The following is a 16,850-nucleotide window of genomic DNA, read 5'->3' on the forward strand; positions in this document are numbered from 1 at the left end:
TCAAACATGAAATTAAATACAACGGCGGTTGGTATCTATTTAAGATGAGCAATGAATAGACAATATGTTTACAATTTCAGCAATGAAGATATTGCTTTGGCTGCAATAAAACTTTAAGATTATTAGACTAATCAATAATCTTATCACTTTAACTTAATCATTAGACTATCATAAACAAATTATCCAGCCTCATTAAATTTCACTATAATTGGAACAAATTTTGAACAAACCGATTAAACTGCTCAGGCTGCTCGATATTGGAGATATGTGATGCGGCAATTTCTAACAAAGTTGCATCTGCAATCTGCTGCTGCATATATTCACCATCGAGAACTGTGGTTACAGGATCCTGTGTTCCTACCACAATCATTACTGGGATACCAATGTCCTTCAGCTGTGCCCTAAGATCTGCCTTGGCCAAAGCCTCACAACAATTGGCATAACCTGCGGCGCTGCCAGCTTCCAAGTCATTGGCTAAACGCTGTACCACGCCTGCATTGCTCTGAATAAAAGACTCAGTAAACCAGCGTAATGCCGCGGTGGAGGCAATCGGATGCAACCCCTGTTCACGCACCAGTGCGGCACGATCTTGCCATGCCTGTTGCTGCCCGATCTTTGCAGCGGTATTACAGACCATCACACGGTAAAAACGTTCTGGGTGTTGGATGGCAAGCCACTGACCTGTCAATCCACCCATCGAAATGCCACAGAAAAAAGCTTTTTCTATCTTTAAATGATCCAGTAGATCGATTACATCCTGTCCCAAATCTGCAAGCGTATAGGGAGGATTTGGTGTCGAAGATGCACCATGACCACGTGTATCATAACAAATGATAAAATAATCCTGTTGTAACACGTCATATTGCGACTGCCACATTCGGTAATTGGTGCCAAGCGAATTGGAGAAAATCAGCGCAGGCTTGGCAGGATCGCCAAAAGTTTCATAATTCAATGCAACATTTTTTAATTGTGCAATTGGCATGGTCTTGTATCCTTTAAATATTAAACTGAAACAATATGATCGACATCCACACGCTCAATGATCAATGCAATACCTTGACCAACCCCAATACACATCGAACACAAACCATATTTCCCACCCGTCTGTTCCAGCTGGTTTAAGGCAGTAATGACCAGTCTGGCACCCGAAGCACCTAATGGATGACCTAATGCAATCGCACCGCCATTGGGATTGACCTTGTCACTATAATCCGCTAAACCTAAATCACGGGTCACTGCCAAGGCCTGTGCTGCAAAGGCTTCATTCAGCTCAATCACATCCATTTGTTCTAATGTTAAATTAGCCTGTTTTAGTAACTTTTTGATTGCAGGTGCAGGGGCAAATCCCATAATCCGTGGTTCTACACCCACTGTTGTTGCTGCAACAATGCGTGCTCTTGGTGTTAAGCCATAATGTTGTACTGCATGATCAGAAGCAATTAATACCGCTGCTGCACCATCATTAATCCCGGATGCATTGCCCGCAGTCACTGTACCGTCGGCTTTAACCACACCTTTGAGTTTGCTTAAACCTTCCAATGTCGTTGAAGCGCGTGGATGCTCATCAGTGTCAATCACGATGGCATCGCCTTTACGCTGTGCAATCGTGACCGGGATAATTTCTTGTTTAAAATAACCTTTGGCTTGTGCTGCTGCTGTGCGTTGTTGACTGTTTAAGGCAAACAAGTCCTGATCGGCACGATTAATCTGAAATTGCTCTGCTACATTCTCAGCAGTTTGTGGCATGGTATCTACACCATACAATTCTTTTAGCTTTGGATTGATAAAACGCCAACCCATGGTGGTGTCTTCAATCTTTTGGCTACGTCCATAAGCACTGTCTGATTTACCCATCACATAAGGCGCACGGCTCATGCTTTCAACACCACCAGCAATCATTAAATCTGCTTCACCTGCCTTGATGGTACGAGCAGCAATTGCAATAGCATCCAGTGATGACCCACATAAACGATTAATGGTGGTTGCCGGCACCTGATACGGTAAACCTGCCAATAAAGCTGACATGCGTCCAACATTACGATTGTCTTCACCGGCCTGATTGGCACAGCCATAAATGACATCATCCACCTGTTGCCAATCGACTTGTGGATTACGCGCAATCAATGCCTGAATTGGAATGGCACCCAGATCATCGGCACGTACTGGGGCAAGTCCACCGGCATAACGGCCAAATGGGGTACGAATGGCATCGATAATATAGGCATTTTTTAATGTAGACATGCTGTTTTCCTTAACCTTGTGTCGTATTAAGCTGTGTCGCATCAATCAGCGTCGCACCAGTCAATGACTGTAATTCGTCAAAGCTTAATCCTTCAACTTTTTCAATCACTTTTAAGCCATCACTTGTCACATCAATCACACACAAATCAGTATAGATACGATCCACGCATTTTAGACCTGTTGCAGGATAGCTGAGTTCCTTAACAATCTTGGCTTCACCTTTTTTGGTGACATGATCAGTGGTGATAAACACTTTTTTGGCACCCACGGCCAGATCCATGGCACCACCGACCGCAGGAATAGCGTCTTTGGCTCCAGTATGCCAATTAGCCAGATCACCATTTTCAGCAATCTGGAATGCACCTAATACTGCAATATCCAAGTGTCCACCGCGCATCATGGCAAAGGAATCACCATGATGGAAAAAACAACCACCTTGTAACATGGTGACATATTCTTTGCCGGCATTGATCAGTTCCGGATCTTCCTCACCTTTGGCTGGTGGTGGACCAAAAGCCAGCAACCCATTTTCGGAATGTAAAAACACATCTTTATCGGACGGTAAATAACTGGCAATTTTGGTGGGTAAACCAATACCGAGATTGACATAAGCACCGTCTGGAATATCTTGTGCCACACGCTCAGCAATTTGATCACGGGTCAGTTTGGTATAGCTCATTTTTATTCTCCTTGACCTTGTGATGTACCCACAGCCACCACATGTTGTACAAAAATACCCGGGGTAATGATATGTTCCGGATCAAGTGCCCCCAGTTCTACCACTTCTGAGACCTGAGCAATGGTAATATCAGCAGCCATCGCCATAATCGGACCAAAATTCCGTGCCGATTTACGGTAAACTAGATTGCCCCAGCGATCACCTTGTTGTGCCTTGATCAGGGCAAAGTCTGCTTTGATTGGATATTCCAGTACATAATCTTTGCCATCAATATGACGGGTTTCCTTACCTTCAGCCAATAATGTACCAAAGCCGGTTGGGGTAAATACTGCACCCAATCCCATACCAGCAGCTTGAATACGGCAGGCCAGATTGCCTTGCGGTACTAATTCAAGCTCGATCTTGCCGGCATGATAGAGTTCATCAAATACCCAAGAATCGGATTGACGTGGAAAAGAACAAATGATTTTACGGACTGCACCGGTTTTTAACAGTTTGGCCAGACCATAGTCGCCATTACCGGCATTATTATTAACGATCACCAGATCCTTGACACCCAATTCGATTAAACCATCGATCAATTCGGCGGGTTGTCCTGCTGTGCCAAAGCCACCTATCATGATGGTTGATCCATCTTTTATCTGGGACAATACTTCCGAAAGAGAAGCTTGGCTTTTATCAATCATGGCATCAACCTTTGGATCTTAATCAATATAGATAAGGTATTGATATAGAAATTTATATCAATGTTATACACTATGCAGTAAACACTTAACGATCATCTTCACGAATAGATGAGGGGTGGCGGTTTAATGCCATCACCTCAATTTTCATATAAGGATAGAGTGGCAAGCCTTGTAAAATATTATGCAATTCTTCATTGCTCTCAACATCAAAAATACTGATATTGGAATATTGCCCGGTAATACGCCAAATATGTCGCCATTTACCCTGACGTTGCAAATCCTGTGAGTAGGCTTTTTCGACCGCCTTAATCTGATTGCCCTGTTCGGCTGGTAGATCAACAGGTAAATGCACATCCATACGAACCTGAAATAACATCTCTTACTCCTTATCTATTAATGGCGACGCAACTGCTCAATTTTATCTTCGTCAATTTCAATTCCTAGCCCCGGTCCTTGTGGTACCACCAGTTCAAAGTTCTCATATTGCAAAGGGGTTTTGAGGATATCTTGGGTCAACAGTAACGGGCCAAACAATTCTGTACCAAATTCCAGCGTTTCAAAGGTACTAAAAGCATGTGCCGAGGCAATACTACCGACTGGTCCTTCCAGCATTGTGCCGCCATATAGGCTAATCCCCGCCATACGGGCAATTTTCGCCACGTCACAGGCCTCAATTAATCCGCCTGACTGCTCAACTTTCACAGCAAATACATCTGCGCCATGTTGCTTGGCGATACGATAGGCACTATCAGGGCCAGTCAATACTTCATCAGCCATGATGGCTACTGCAAAACGTGCAGTCAAGCGTGCCAGTGCGTCGGTATTTTCAATGGCACATGGCTGTTCGACCAGATCAATGCCACCATCTTGTAACTGTTGAATACCTTGGATACATTCCAATTCCGACCATGCACGATTGACATCAACCCGTATACTGATATCCACTCCCAAGGCTTTTTTAATCGCAATCACATGATCGACATCGTGCTGTAGCGTGTTAGAACCGATCTTGAGTTTAAAGATATTATGACGTTTTAATTCGATCATCTTTTTTGCTTCGGCGATATCTTTTTCGGTATCGCCTGATGCCAGTGTCCACAATACAGGCAGGCGGTCACGTAGACGCCCACCCAGCACTTCGCTTAATGGTATGCCCAGCCGTTTGGTCTGAATATCCAGTAATGCAGTTTGGATGGCACATTTGGCAAAACGATTACCATTGATACTTTTACGAATCAGTTTTAAAGTCTGTGCAACATTGAGAGGGGTTTTAATTGACAATAATAATGGGGCAAAATAAGTGTCGATATTGGTTTTGACACTTTCTGGGCTTTCCTCGCCATAATTCAAACCGCCGATGGTGGTTGCCTCACCCCAGCCGACCACACCATCTTCTGCCGTGACTTTAACCAACACCAGTGTTTGGGTTTGCATAGTGGTCACAGAAAGCTTGTGGGGGCGGATGGTTGGTATATCCACTAAAATAGTTTCCACCGTTTTATACATCGTTCCATCTTCTTTCAGTAAATGCTATTTACATACCTTAAATTAATGAGATAATGAAAACGATAAACTATTCGGTATTTTTACATACTAAAAAGGTATATAAGTGGAATTAAGACATTTACGCTATTTCGTTACTGTAGTAGAAGAACAAAGTATTTCCAAAGCTGCTGAAAAATTATGTATCGCACAACCGCCATTAAGCCGTCAAATACAAAAATTAGAAGAAGAACTGGATATCCAGTTGTTTGAACGTGGAACACGGCCGGTAAAAGTCACTGAAGCAGGATTATTTTTTTATGAACATGCCGTACAAATTTTAACCCATGCTGCACAAGCGTCATCTATGGCAAAACGCATTGCGACTGTGAGCCATACTGTACGCATTGGTTATGTCGGTTCATTATTATATGGACTGTTACCTGAAATTATCTATTTATTTCGACAAAAAAATCCAGAAATTCATATTGAGTTGATTGAATGTGGCACCAAAGATCAAATCGATGCATTAAAACAAGGTAAAATAGACCTAGGCTTTGGCCGTTTAAAAATCAGCGATCCCGCCATTCGTCGAATCGTACTGCGTAAAGAGCGCTTAAAACTAGCCATACACAAAAATCATCATCTTAATAAATTTATAGACTCTGGAATTTATCTGTCCCAAATCGTTGATGAGCCGATATTGCTTTATCCCCTTTCCCAAAAACCAAATTTCTCGACCTTTATTCAATCTATTTTTACCGATTTGGGTTTAATGCCCAGCAAGTTCTCCGAAACCCGTGAGATTCAATTGGCGATGGGATTGGTTGCTGCGGGTGAAGGGATTTGTATTGTGCCGGAATCGGCCCTTGATATTGGGATGAAAAATCTGATGTATCTTCCCATTCTCGATGCAGATGCGTATAGCCCAATCTCGCTGGCCATACGCAATATGGATCATAGCAATTATATTCCCAAGATACTGGGATGTATTCAGGAGGTTTTTGCCGCCCAGAATATAACCCCGTTAATGGATTAGAATATTCACGAAAAGTTTGTTTAGATATTTTATGTATGATAATTCACTGTTTTTGCCTTAAACTGGAAGCAATTTCATTTAAGGCTTTGCTATAGCGCAAGATCACATGCTTAAGCTGCTCAATATCCTTTTCAATGCTTTTCAAATGATGTTCACATTGATCAACTAATTCGGTTGTATAGTCTTTTATCGTTTCATTAATCTGACAAGAGAGTTCGGCATAAAGTCGATCATGTACGACCATGCCTGAAATAGTTTCATAGCCAATCTGTGCATGCGGTTTAAGCTGGATTTTATGACGCATCTCTACACGATAATCTGCCAAATGCTGCTGTACTTGTTGGGCACACGCCTCTTCCAGCCATTGAGTAATCGTTGCATATATCGTATTCACTGCCTGTGTTATAGCATGCTGCTCAAGCAGCTGCGGAAGTTCAGGCACGACCTTGCGCCAAATGCCTTCTGCAATATGACGGTGCTGTTGCTGCAATGCTGTTTGTGCATGATTAAGGGTTGCTTGTAATTGATCAGATAGAGGTACTATATCCTGTATAAATGTTTCAAGCACTTGTTCTTGTAGATGATGTAAAAATATCTCTGCCGGTTTACGCTGCTTATAATGCAAAGCAGGCTCAATCATCTGCAACAGTGCAGTGAATAAACACTCAAAACCTGCCTCAATCATGGTCTGCTCATCCATTCCGGTTTGACGTGCCATCTGCGTCGACACCGATACAGGTTGCTTTAACAGCTGCACATCAAGCGCCATTTCTCGCAGCTTATCTTGGGCACGGACATACACATCGGCTTCTTGAAGCGCGCGTTGTGATGGATGCTTATTACACAATACTGTGCAGATTTCACCATCGACCTCATCTTCTTCAATCTGATCGCTTCTGGTGATAATCGGAAACAAAGGTTTATGGCGTTTTAGCTCCCGTGCCAAAGTCTCTAATTCCTGTACTTGTCCCGGTGAAGTCGAGCTACTTAACCATAACACACCATCAGCACTATCAATAAAACGCTGTGTCAATGCTGCATTCTCGACTGTAGCAGAATGCAAACCCGGTGTATCCAACAGTACTAGTCGTTCTCCTAAGCATACGCCCTGCAATTGCGCTGTGGTTTCAGTTGCACCCTCACGTAATAGCATGTCTGTATAATGAATTTGCTCTGCCTGAATATAAAAATAACGTACCGTTTGCCCTTGTAAACGAAAACATTCCGCCAAGAGGTTGCATAGCGAACTTTTACCTGCATTAAATTTGCCAAATACCAATAACATGACTTTATCAGTGAAGGCATCGGCTAAAGACTGGGTGGCACTTAGCTCAGTCCATTTAATTTCCCAAAGCTGAATCTGCTCTGCAATCTGCCTTTTCAGCAAAGTAATCTGCTCTGCCAAAGCAAATGTAGTCTGTAAAGCTTCCACCTTAAATTCTATGCTGGTTAATGCGATGGCAAAGTCGTTACACCATTGCTGCATCTGGTCCAGAATAGATTTTAGATCGCCTTCTAATGCAGTGATCTGTTTAGTTCGTTCAATAAAATGCTGTAATTGTCGGCCATTGGTCATGCCACTTCCTCCAGCATTTTTAATGCAATTTGTGCCTGTACAATATTGGCAAGCTGCTCTGCTACCTGTTGCAATTGTTTGACCAACGCCTGACGTCCTGCCGATTTTTCAAAATAAAAAGCAAATTCTCGTTGCAATCGTTCACGTTCGATATCGGTATAAAAGATGCTACGCAAATGATCACGGAATTTAACCGAGATGCCCAATACTGCAACGATGACAGTATCTAGACTTTTGACACTGGTTTGCTGATTTTCCGGTAATCCTACCACCCCATGACGGATCAAATGGCTATTGATATCAATACAGGCACGAGAATAGGCAATCTGTACTTTGGCGCGTTGCTGCTTGCCTGCCGTGACTTTATACATAGTGGCAAATGAATCAGGAACCAATGCTTCATCCAGACCGATAATATCCAGAATTGGTTGTAAATCCTCACGTATTTTATCCAGTACCTTTACTAGGCCTTGGTCAAAGTCTTGGCGTTGTTGTTGCTGTGTTTGTTGTAACTGTTGCTGTAAACTGTCTCGCTCGGTTTTCAATTGGCTTAACTGTTGCTGCATTTCTGCAAGTAATTGACTTTTTTCATGCTGCCGTGCCGCAGGTACCTGACTGATCGCATATTGCAGTGCCTGACTTAATGCCACAATACCGCTTTTTTCCACCAGTAACGGTTTTGAGTTTTCCACACCTTGCCGATGACGCGTTGCCGATACAGGCAATATATTTAAACCGGAAACTTGGCTGGCAATTGACTGTTTGATATGCTCCAGAGTCACCTGATCGGGCATTTGATCAATCTGGGTTAAAACCAATAAGGTCTGGCGTTGGCTATAGCGAAAATCACTGACTAACTGTTGTAACAATTGCTGTTCGGCGGCATCCAATTCACCTTCACGTACTGAATGTACAAAAAGACGGATATCTGCTTGTGTCCATACCGCATCAAAGGCATAGTCATCATCTACTGTAGCAACATCGGCATCCAGCCCTGGGGCATCCAACCAGCACACCTCATGATGGATATATTCTGCAAGGCTAATGGTTTCTCGCTTATCGGCAACAGAGAAAATATCATGCCCTATCAGCTCATTGAGTAATCGGCTTTTACCATGATTATATTTACCAATCACCGTGATGGTTGGATATGTGACAGACAATATTAACCTGCGCAATCTTGCCAAGTCAGTTACCCGATCAGGTAGCACGGCAATAATATCGTGAGCAACCTCATCAAATGTTTGAATATCCATCTTGCTTCTCTCTTCCCTGCACATAAAATCAGGCCAGCGATCCTACCAGCCTGAATTTTGACTTTTAAATGAATGTTCTGGTTTTAAACAGCAAGACGTGGACGATCTACAACCTGATTATCCACACCTTCTACCAAACGAGTCAGTTTCAAATCAAATATCATTTCAGCAAATGGACCTTCAACATCATTGGCTTTAATTGCTTCAGGATCAGTATGCTCTACCGCTTCAATCACCAAACCTTCACGTGTTGCGTAAGCAAAGTCATCATAGGTATAGGGATCACCCGCAACATTAATTTGCGTCGTCAATTTACGATGGCCATCCGCTGAAACGAAATAATGGATATGTGCAGGACGGTTACCATGACGACCTAATTGGTTAAGCAACTGCTGCGTCGGACCTTCAGGTGGACAACCATAGCCTGCCGGCAAAATTGTACGCACACGGTACTGACCATTTTCATCAGTGATAATACTGCGACGCATATTAAATGCTTTTTGCTCGCCTGTCGGATCAAAGTGCGAATAAAACCCTTTGGTATTGGCATGCCAGATTTCTACTTTTGCATTAGGCAATGGATTACCATCTGCATCATAAATTGTACCGTGTAGAATTAAAGTATGACCATTTGGATCGCTACCATCATCCATACGTGCATAACCCACCAATTCTGGTGCACCCGCAACATACAAAGGCCCTTCAATGGTACGGGGTGTACTATTTTCAATGCCGAGTGCTGCATCTTCGGCATCCATACGTAGATCTAGGTAGTGGTCAAAGCCCAATCCCGGTGAAAGCAATCCTGCTTCCTGATTTGTACCGAGTTGATTAAGATAGGCAACCCCTGCCCAATATTCGTCAGAAGTGATATTTAGATCTTCAATGGCTTTATATAAATCTGAAAGAAAACGATGAATAATCTGCTTAACACGTGGATTACCGCCTTCTTGTTCCAAACCACTGGCTAGACGTAGAAAATCTTGCACTTCCTGAGTATCGAATATTTTAATATCCATGGCTTTCTCCTTGAAATCGCCAAAATAAATAGATGACTGACATTCATTGTTAGCCATAATCACATGCCACTTCACAATTCAGCATTATCATTTTCACGGCTGGATACCTATCATTATTGGGTCGTCTTACCGTGCTCATGATAACAATGCAATATTTCTGTGATTCCTGCTTGTATACGTTCCATAGTTCTAAACTTTATCTGAAACGCTTTGTTTATCCAATTCTAAAAAGAGTATGTTTTCATACTTTTTAGGTATGTTAAATTATTATTATAATTGGGTGCCTGTAAAAATATAACTGAACCAAAATCCTATTTAACTTAAGCCAAAATAAAATAAAATTTATATAATTTTCAAATTCTTGAACATTAAAAATTTAACATTAAAAAATATCAAGTTAAAATCTATTGCTTATCTACTTAACAGCACGAACATAGCCATTGTTATCATAAAAGGAATATTTATGAGGTAAAATAGATAAATTTATGGATAAAAAACTTAGAAAACAAGAATAGATTTAGAATCTAAAACACATTTTTCAGATGTCTTACTGAAAGAATCAGGTTATTCCATTTCTTCATATATTTATTTAACAGACTAACTCTCGAGTTGTTTTTTTATTGATACAGTAAGTATCGGCTGACTAATTTATTACAACTTCAATTTATAATACTTACAATTTCTATTTAGTCTCTACTCATGATGAGGAACATGGATAGAGACAGAGACTAAATAAAATACAGTTTTTTTTTTATCTTATTAAAATGCCCAAACCAATTTTAGCCAGGCAGTATCCCCTTTGGGACGGTTTTCCACTTTGGTTTCAGCGAGATATTTGGCTTCCAGTGACCATCCTTTCTGCTGATAATGAATTGCCGGTCCTACGGCAACACTTTTGCCACGAAATCCGATATCGACATTATCCTGTTGGTCATCACTCATCTGCCTGAATACATAGCCCTGCACCGCGAAATTAATATCAGGCAATATCTGATATCCGACACTATAATCTGCCGAGAAATACTGCCCAGACTGATAGTTGGTATCGTCATTTTCGGCATTAAAGCTATAGGCCATCTTGGTTGAAACATCCCATCCGGCATGATTGTAACTATAAGCCACAATTGGTCGAAAGGTATAGTAATTTTTGCCAATATTCGCAATGCGGTCGGCGTCATATTCACCTGTCGGTAAGATGCTTTCCAAAGCTGCAATCCAGTGATGATTGCCTTGATGCCAGCCTAACATCGGTGCAACCATCATATCGCCAATACCAGTACGGTGATCGCGCTCACCTGCCATTTGCACACGCAGATTAACTAGTGGCAAAATTCCATAAAAACCCAGCTCACCCCCTAAAATTTTATGATCTGTCATCCATACCACACGTGGTACTACGGCATGCACATCCAGATCAAAATCGGGAATCAACGCTTTACCTTTTGCATCAAGAAATTCTGTCGCACGATACTGCTGATAATAGCCCAAAAAATATAAACCTGCCGGTGGCAAGGCCCCTGCCATTATGCCCTCTGCACCATGTGGAAATGAGTCAGCTCCGCTTTCAGTGGCAAAAGCCGAACCTGAACAGATACCTACCATAAGTGTACATATCAAGTAAAATTTATTTCTACGGATTAGTTGATTTAGCTGTTGTGTGTCGATTTTTTGCTTATTGACTTGCTGTTTTTTCAATTTTAGCCGCTTCATATCTTATGTCCTTAATAATGGATTAGACCTGAATAGAATTCCAATCCTCGGAATTCGACATATACTTAAACGCAGTAATCTGATGAAAATGCTTCATCAAAAAACTGGACGCTTAAAAGTTCAGGTCTAAATTTAATGTTTTTAAATCCAAACTGATCAAATGTGCCTAAACAATGCCGAACGCGATTGGCCTTTTGCACCATCGGCAGCGCTCAGAAAGCGTTCGGTGTGGATGTCCCGTTCAAACAAACGGCTTTGCATCAGTGTGGAAATTGCTGCATCAATCATGGGTGGCGGCCCACATAGATAAGCCTTATGCCCGGTACAGCGCTGCTCAAAATAATCGGCAACTGCCTCATGCACATAGCCGGTAAAACCTGTCCATTCATCATCCGCTTTTGGTGCATTCAAGGCAGGAATATAGCGAAAATTGGAATACTGCTTGACCAAATCCTCAAATAGCTCGCGATGATACAGTTCGGCAACATCCCTTGCTCCCTGGAACAGGTAAATGGTACGGGTATCGCCAGATTGCAGCAGATCCAGAATCATTGACTGCGGGCTGGACAGTCCTGAACCGCCTGCAATAAAAATCACATCCTGCATATCAGACTTACGTACAAAAAATTGTCCATACGGTCCTGAAAGTTGTAATTCATCTCCAACCGAAAGCTGTTCATGTACATAGCTGGTTGCCACACCGCCCTGTACATGACGGATATGCAATTCAATAATGCCAGTTTCATTCGGTGAATTTGCAATTGAAAAAGCCCGTGTGCCATCAATGTCAGGCAATTGCAGGTTGATATATTGCCCTGCCTGAAACTGCATCGGACGGTCGATCTGCAAACGAATGCCCTTGATGGTCGGAGAAAGATCACTAATCGACAGCACAGCGGCCTGATAATCCTCAATCAGATAGCCAAGAAAGTCTGGGTCTTCATCCACATCTGCTTCAATCACCATATCCGACTCAGGCTTGCAGCAACAGGCCAAGACCTTCTGCTCCTCCCGTTCGATGTCCATCAGCGCAAAAGGTGAAGCCTCGCCGACATCGTAAAATCCATCTGTCACCTGTACCTTGCAGGTTCCACATGTGCCATGACCACAAGCAAAGGGTAACCAAACTCCCTGACGCAATGCTGCATCAAGAATGGTTTGATCTTCGGCGACCTCAATGATGGTGCCGATCGGTTCAATCGTAACCTGATAGCTCATTTCATACCTCCTGATTAGACATAGGCATTGTTATAGCCATTTAAACCTGATGTCGAAAAGCGTAACAGTGACTTATGACCAAAGCCCAGTTCTGCCAAAGTGGCATCTGGCTGAAGTTTGAGTTCTTTTCGATCAAGTTGAAATTCTGCTTTCTGCCAGTTAATCACATTAAATTCAGGGTGCTGTGAGAAGCCTGCTGGCATTAATGTTTCCAAAAGATGTTGAAATGTGACCTGTGGTGAAATTAAAAAAGCTTTGGCAGAGCAAAATAAAGTGTGATGATCCCAACCAATGTAGATCAAAATATTGTCACCATAGTTGGCCTGTGTATCTCTGGGGCTAAAGTTGTAATTTTCAGTAATAGCACGTACTGGCATGTCTAATTCTCCTATTTTTGGATATTTGCATTGCTTTCTTCCCTGCAAATAGCCGAGATATCCTTGATGTCTCTAAGGACATATTTTTTCACAATTTCATCAATACAGACTCATCTCGTATTGATATATTTGCGTTATACAAGCTGGTTTAGGCGCTTTGACCTTTCCATTTTTTCCACAGTTGCTGGTCAGGTGAGCCTTCAATGTCCAGATTATCCTCACCTGCACGAATGTGGTAATACTCTTTCAGAATAGTTTCGAGGTCTGGACCACCACAGTTGCCTTGTAGAATCTGATTGACAGGCAGCCATGCCTGTACATATTTTTCAGGTTCACGGCAGAAAATATCGTGACAACCATCTGAACACATGTGATAACGTTCGCCGTTATAAATTGCATCCCGATAACTGAACATGGACTGATCGCCATCCATTTCGGTAAACGTCATCGGAATCTGACAAATTTGGCAAAGCTGTGGTAAACCATCCGAATAGAAACGTTTCCCTTCGGCTTCTAATTTACGTGCCAACTCCCAACGCGGACGGTAGTAACGATCAAAAGTATCTGGATATTTTTCCGATAACCAGTCCATTTCCTCATCAGTCGGGATCCATGTATGGAAGCCTGCTGCATGACCAAAGTTGTAGAAGATCCACCAAGCCTGATGCGAAACATGTTCTTTTTCCTTAAGAATAACGTCGCTATATTTCGGCATACGAATACCGTAGCGGCTTAAATCCTTAAATAATGCACCACCAGCTTCTTCAAAGTAGGTTTCCCAAGCTTCTTTCCATGACATCACTTTATTTGGTAACATATAGTCCATCATCATGCCAACAATTGATAGTAACCGGGTTCCACGCCAGAACCACTTATCAATCCATTCCTGTACAATTGGCACATTGTCCTCATGCTGCTCGAGCAGAAACTTGACGATTTCCAGCCCTAAAGTCATATGGCGTGCTTCATCCGATTGCGCACTAAAGCCAAACGTCACTGTGGCCATATCACCGTTATAGGCTGCACCCGACATAAATGGTACAAACAGTAAGTTTGTCAACACATACTCAAAGGCAAAGCTAATCGCCAACAAAAACTCGAATGGTCCTGCCGAACGTGCATCCTCAAAGAAAGACTTAGGTACAGACAAATACCAGACACGATCATGCATGTGTGCCCAATCATGGAAACCATTGAAAAACTTGTTGTAATGACTCATGGCATGAATCTGGGTCTGCACATGACGCAGTTCATCAATAGATTGCATCTGTGAAGCAATGCGAGCCCCAATTCCACCAAACTGACGACCCACGTGTGCATAACCCTGATAGGCTTGATATTCCAATGGGGTCACTGCCGTCAAAAACAGCTTGATGGCATTAAGATAGCGTTCATTGGTGACATTCAATTGTCCATTGTTCTGTGCAAAAGCATCAAAAATTGCATACAATTTTTTCTCTTTTTCCGACTGATATTTCCAGTACGCATCCATAGTCAGGCGAAATGGATCTTCCCACTTCGACCAATCCGTAATTTTGATGCCTTCGAATTCTTCATAAGGAAAGGCATCTTTACGATCTGCATACGAGAACTCCCAATCCAAATCGCGAGTCAGCATACGATAGCGATCTTTGGCATTGAGTTTTTTACTTGGTTTTTTAACTTGACTATTCATCCTGAAATCCTTGTTCATTATTTGTTATCTAGGTCTTTAATCCTAAAAATAGGATTGAGAAATAGGTTAATTCCATTTCAATCTGAAACTGTCATCATCTTCTTCTACGTTTCCGCCCAATGTGATCATGTTCAGTTGCAGGGATTGAATATCCCAGTCTTGTCCGAGTTTTTCTGCCACGGTTTCAGCATGAATCACCAGTTCGCCATCACTTTCAATCCGAATCATGGCAGGCAGATACTGAATTGTCGCTTCAGGGTTATCCTGTTCAATCGCCTCGACGATATAGCGTGAGGTGTCATTGTCCTGTAGTGCTAAATAAACTTTTGACATGTGTTGCTCTCCCTGAAATCCCTTAAACCAAATTGAGTATCAAACCTGCACGTTTACAGCGTTCAGCAATCAAGATCATTCCACTGTCAACATTGCTCTGTTCCAATCCCACATTAGCCCATGCTTCAAATGCAGATTTGACCTGTGGCAACAGTTCTCCTATCCATTCATGAATTAAGGCTTTATTGTGTTCCGACTCAACTACCGCTGTCTTGAGCACACTATCCGACCATTTGCGTAAGTCACTATTACACTCCTGCATAAACTCGGTCAGCATCGCCACATCACGTCCGTGATGCTGTACTAACCATTGATCCAGCTCACTATAAACTAGAGCCTGCAACATGCTATCGATCAATAAAGTTTGCAATAGATACAACTTAAACCAATCCTGTTCAGTCAGACTCACCTCACATAAGCGACGTAAAGGCTGCCACGCTGCATCATTCATCCAATGCTTTTTAGCCTGATCCAGAGCCTGGGCAGAATTGTTATCAATGATTAAACCGATACGAGACAAATACTGCGCCATACCCAAACGATCCATCGCCGCAAAGATACAGGCCTGTGTAATCACCGTACCGTAACCATAAGCACTGCCCGACATCATATGTAAATTGGCGGTTTGCTCGACATAGCGAAATGGCAGTAATGCCGTGATGATTTTCTGTTTAACTTCATCACTCAAGTTATCGACCAAACCGCGCTTTTCAAAAAAAGCATAATTATTTTCACTACTGTCCTGTAGACGTGCCCGATGTTGTACATATGCGCCATAATAAAACTGACGAGGATCTTTAAAGGCATACCAGTCCTGCATCACCAGTGCGGTATAGGTTTTATCGTTCAAAGTTTTATCTGGCTTCCATAATGGGCGATAATGAAAATTGGCTTCGCCCTGAATATCAAAACTGACCTCCTGATAACGTGTAGCAGGCTTATTGCCAAAACGACGCTCGATATAGGCGTAAGTCTGGCGAACGGGCTGAACGCTTGAGGTTTTAATTTCTAAAGTCATGCTTATCTCCGTATCGACTTAAGAGTGATCATCTTGATCAGAATGGTAGCGTGCCTGACGCACGAGAGTCGGCTCTATGCCATAACGCCATTTATCTTCCAAAGCATCATTAAGTTGCTGTTGTTGCTCAGTCATTTCGACCACCTGATTGATCTGGCAAAAATCCACAAATGCTTGTTGTGGCAAAACCAGCTCTACAAACAGTGTGGGATCGTTAATAGCGAAGTCGAATTCGACAAACTTGGCATGACGATCCCCTGTTACCCGAATGTATTTGGTAAAACCGGCATTCAAAGAAGTAAAGTCACTCATGTTGGCTGTCCCTGATTTTGATAAAATTGCTTTAAAGAAAAATCTTTACATTGCGATCCTGCATCATCAGATATAAATCAAAACTTATGCCAACAATTAAATATTTATAATTTTCAATTAATTAAATTATTCACAGTATTTTTAGAGAAGATCTTATCTACTCCGAGGGAGGTAAATTTCAGCAATTGATGAAATACCAGATGGTGTGATTTCAGCAATTGATGAATAT

Annotated in this window: 17 protein-coding genes; 1 reads left to right on the forward strand and 16 read right to left on the reverse strand. The window is 42.2% G+C overall.

From position 1 onward, the window contains the following. Nucleotides 1-202: 202 nt before the first annotated feature. The 6 genes from pcaD to CAP51_RS13085 form a co-directional block, all read right to left on the reverse strand. The gene (pcaD, locus tag CAP51_RS13060) at nt 203-982 is read right to left on the reverse strand and encodes a 3-oxoadipate enol-lactonase (protein ID WP_087621207.1); all 780 of its coding nucleotides are present in this window, start codon (nt 980-982) and stop codon (nt 203-205) included. 20 nt (nt 983-1,002) lie between these two features. Continuing rightward, a complete protein-coding gene (gene pcaF / locus CAP51_RS13065) occupies nt 1,003-2,241 on the reverse strand; it encodes a 3-oxoadipyl-CoA thiolase (protein ID WP_087621208.1) in 1,239 nt (412 codons plus the stop codon). 10 nt (nt 2,242-2,251) lie between these two features. Then, on the reverse strand, nt 2,252-2,920 hold the full coding sequence (locus CAP51_RS13070) for a 3-oxoacid CoA-transferase subunit B (RefSeq protein ID WP_087621209.1): 669 nt from the start codon (nt 2,918-2,920) through the stop codon (nt 2,252-2,254). A 2-nt stretch (nt 2,921-2,922) separates the two neighbouring features. After that, a complete protein-coding gene (locus CAP51_RS13075; protein ID WP_087621210.1) occupies nt 2,923-3,606 on the reverse strand; it encodes a 3-oxoacid CoA-transferase subunit A in 684 nt (227 codons plus the stop codon). 85 nt (nt 3,607-3,691) lie between these two features. Beyond that, entirely contained in the window at nt 3,692-3,982 is a 291-nt protein-coding gene (gene catC / locus CAP51_RS13080; RefSeq protein WP_087621211.1) for a muconolactone Delta-isomerase, read from the reverse strand. A gap of 17 nt (nt 3,983-3,999) precedes the next feature. Beyond that, nucleotides 4,000-5,112 (reverse strand): muconate/chloromuconate family cycloisomerase, encoded by a 1,113-nt coding sequence (locus CAP51_RS13085; RefSeq protein ID WP_087621212.1) that lies wholly within the window; start codon nt 5,110-5,112, stop codon nt 4,000-4,002. Nucleotides 5,113-5,215: 103 nt separating this feature from the next. On the opposite strand from CAP51_RS13085, the gene catM reads away from it, so the two are divergent. Further along, a complete protein-coding gene (gene catM / locus CAP51_RS13090) occupies nt 5,216-6,127 on the forward strand; it encodes a cis,cis-muconate-binding transcription regulator CatM (RefSeq protein WP_087621213.1) in 912 nt (303 codons plus the stop codon). A gap of 43 nt (nt 6,128-6,170) precedes the next feature. On the opposite strand, the gene CAP51_RS13095 is transcribed toward catM, so the two are convergent. From CAP51_RS13095 to CAP51_RS13140, 10 genes are all read right to left on the reverse strand, one after another. Continuing rightward, nucleotides 6,171-7,703, reverse strand: a complete 1,533-nt coding sequence (locus tag CAP51_RS13095) for a dynamin family protein (RefSeq protein WP_087621214.1) — start codon at nt 7,701-7,703, stop codon at nt 6,171-6,173. Continuing rightward, nucleotides 7,700-8,959, reverse strand: coding sequence for a GTPase (locus CAP51_RS13100; RefSeq protein ID WP_087621215.1), 1,260 nt, complete (start codon nt 8,957-8,959; stop codon nt 7,700-7,702). Before CAP51_RS13100 ends, CAP51_RS13095 begins: the two co-directional genes overlap by 4 nt. A gap of 83 nt (nt 8,960-9,042) precedes the next feature. Further along, nucleotides 9,043-9,978, reverse strand: coding sequence for a catechol 1,2-dioxygenase (gene catA, locus CAP51_RS13105; protein WP_087621216.1), 936 nt, complete (start codon nt 9,976-9,978; stop codon nt 9,043-9,045). A 759-nt stretch (nt 9,979-10,737) separates the two neighbouring features. Continuing rightward, entirely contained in the window at nt 10,738-11,580 is an 843-nt protein-coding gene (locus CAP51_RS13110) for a SphA family protein (RefSeq protein WP_087621395.1), read from the reverse strand. Between the two features lie 264 nt (nt 11,581-11,844). Next, nucleotides 11,845-12,906, reverse strand: coding sequence for an NADH:ubiquinone reductase (Na(+)-transporting) subunit F (locus CAP51_RS13115; RefSeq protein ID WP_087621217.1), 1,062 nt, complete (start codon nt 12,904-12,906; stop codon nt 11,845-11,847). 14 nt (nt 12,907-12,920) lie between these two features. Then, on the reverse strand, nt 12,921-13,283 hold the full coding sequence (locus CAP51_RS13120) for a phenol hydroxylase subunit P4 (RefSeq protein ID WP_087621218.1): 363 nt from the start codon (nt 13,281-13,283) through the stop codon (nt 12,921-12,923). 148 nt (nt 13,284-13,431) lie between these two features. Beyond that, a complete protein-coding gene (locus tag CAP51_RS13125) occupies nt 13,432-14,958 on the reverse strand; it encodes an aromatic/alkene/methane monooxygenase hydroxylase/oxygenase subunit alpha (protein WP_087621219.1) in 1,527 nt (508 codons plus the stop codon). 66 nt (nt 14,959-15,024) lie between these two features. Continuing rightward, nucleotides 15,025-15,291: an MmoB/DmpM family protein gene (locus CAP51_RS13130; protein WP_087621220.1), complete on the reverse strand. Its 267-nt coding sequence runs from the start codon at nt 15,289-15,291 to the stop codon at nt 15,025-15,027. Nucleotides 15,292-15,313: 22 nt separating this feature from the next. Beyond that, nucleotides 15,314-16,309 (reverse strand): aromatic/alkene monooxygenase hydroxylase subunit beta, encoded by a 996-nt coding sequence (locus tag CAP51_RS13135; RefSeq protein WP_087621221.1) that lies wholly within the window; start codon nt 16,307-16,309, stop codon nt 15,314-15,316. An 18-nt stretch (nt 16,310-16,327) separates the two neighbouring features. After that, on the reverse strand, nt 16,328-16,621 hold the full coding sequence (locus CAP51_RS13140) for a phenol hydroxylase subunit (protein WP_087621222.1): 294 nt from the start codon (nt 16,619-16,621) through the stop codon (nt 16,328-16,330). Between the last annotated feature and the right edge of the window lie 229 nt (nt 16,622-16,850).

It is taken from the genome of Acinetobacter populi (genome assembly GCF_002174125.1).
Lineage (GTDB): Bacteria > Pseudomonadota > Gammaproteobacteria > Pseudomonadales > Moraxellaceae > Acinetobacter > Acinetobacter populi.

Coding starts and splice junctions, on each gene's coding strand:
- catC (WP_087621211.1), bottom strand. CDS start 3,982: ATGTTATTTCAGGTTCGTATGGATGTGCATTTACCTGTTGATCTACCA.
- CAP51_RS13130 (WP_087621220.1), bottom strand. CDS start 15,291: ATGTCAAAAGTTTATTTAGCACTACAGGACAATGACACCTCACGCTAT.
- CAP51_RS13120 (WP_087621218.1), bottom strand. CDS start 13,283: ATGCCAGTACGTGCTATTACTGAAAATTACAACTTTAGCCCCAGAGAT.
- CAP51_RS13095 (WP_087621214.1), bottom strand. CDS start 7,703: ATGACCAATGGCCGACAATTACAGCATTTTATTGAACGAACTAAACAG.
- CAP51_RS13110 (WP_087621395.1), bottom strand. CDS start 11,580: ATGGTAGGTATCTGTTCAGGTTCGGCTTTTGCCACTGAAAGCGGAGCT.
- CAP51_RS13075 (WP_087621210.1), bottom strand. CDS start 3,606: ATGATTGATAAAAGCCAAGCTTCTCTTTCGGAAGTATTGTCCCAGATA.
- CAP51_RS13085 (WP_087621212.1), bottom strand. CDS start 5,112: ATGTATAAAACGGTGGAAACTATTTTAGTGGATATACCAACCATCCGC.
- CAP51_RS13070 (WP_087621209.1), bottom strand. CDS start 2,920: ATGAGCTATACCAAACTGACCCGTGATCAAATTGCTGAGCGTGTGGCA.
- catA (WP_087621216.1), bottom strand. CDS start 9,978: ATGGATATTAAAATATTCGATACTCAGGAAGTGCAAGATTTTCTACGT.
- CAP51_RS13140 (WP_087621222.1), bottom strand. CDS start 16,621: ATGAGTGACTTTACTTCTTTGAATGCCGGTTTTACCAAATACATTCGG.
- CAP51_RS13100 (WP_087621215.1), bottom strand. CDS start 8,959: ATGGATATTCAAACATTTGATGAGGTTGCTCACGATATTATTGCCGTG.
- pcaF (WP_087621208.1), bottom strand. CDS start 2,241: ATGTCTACATTAAAAAATGCCTATATTATCGATGCCATTCGTACCCCA.
- CAP51_RS13115 (WP_087621217.1), bottom strand. CDS start 12,906: ATGAGCTATCAGGTTACGATTGAACCGATCGGCACCATCATTGAGGTC.
- pcaD (WP_087621207.1), bottom strand. CDS start 982: ATGCCAATTGCACAATTAAAAAATGTTGCATTGAATTATGAAACTTTT.
- CAP51_RS13125 (WP_087621219.1), bottom strand. CDS start 14,958: ATGAATAGTCAAGTTAAAAAACCAAGTAAAAAACTCAATGCCAAAGAT.
- CAP51_RS13135 (WP_087621221.1), bottom strand. CDS start 16,309: ATGACTTTAGAAATTAAAACCTCAAGCGTTCAGCCCGTTCGCCAGACT.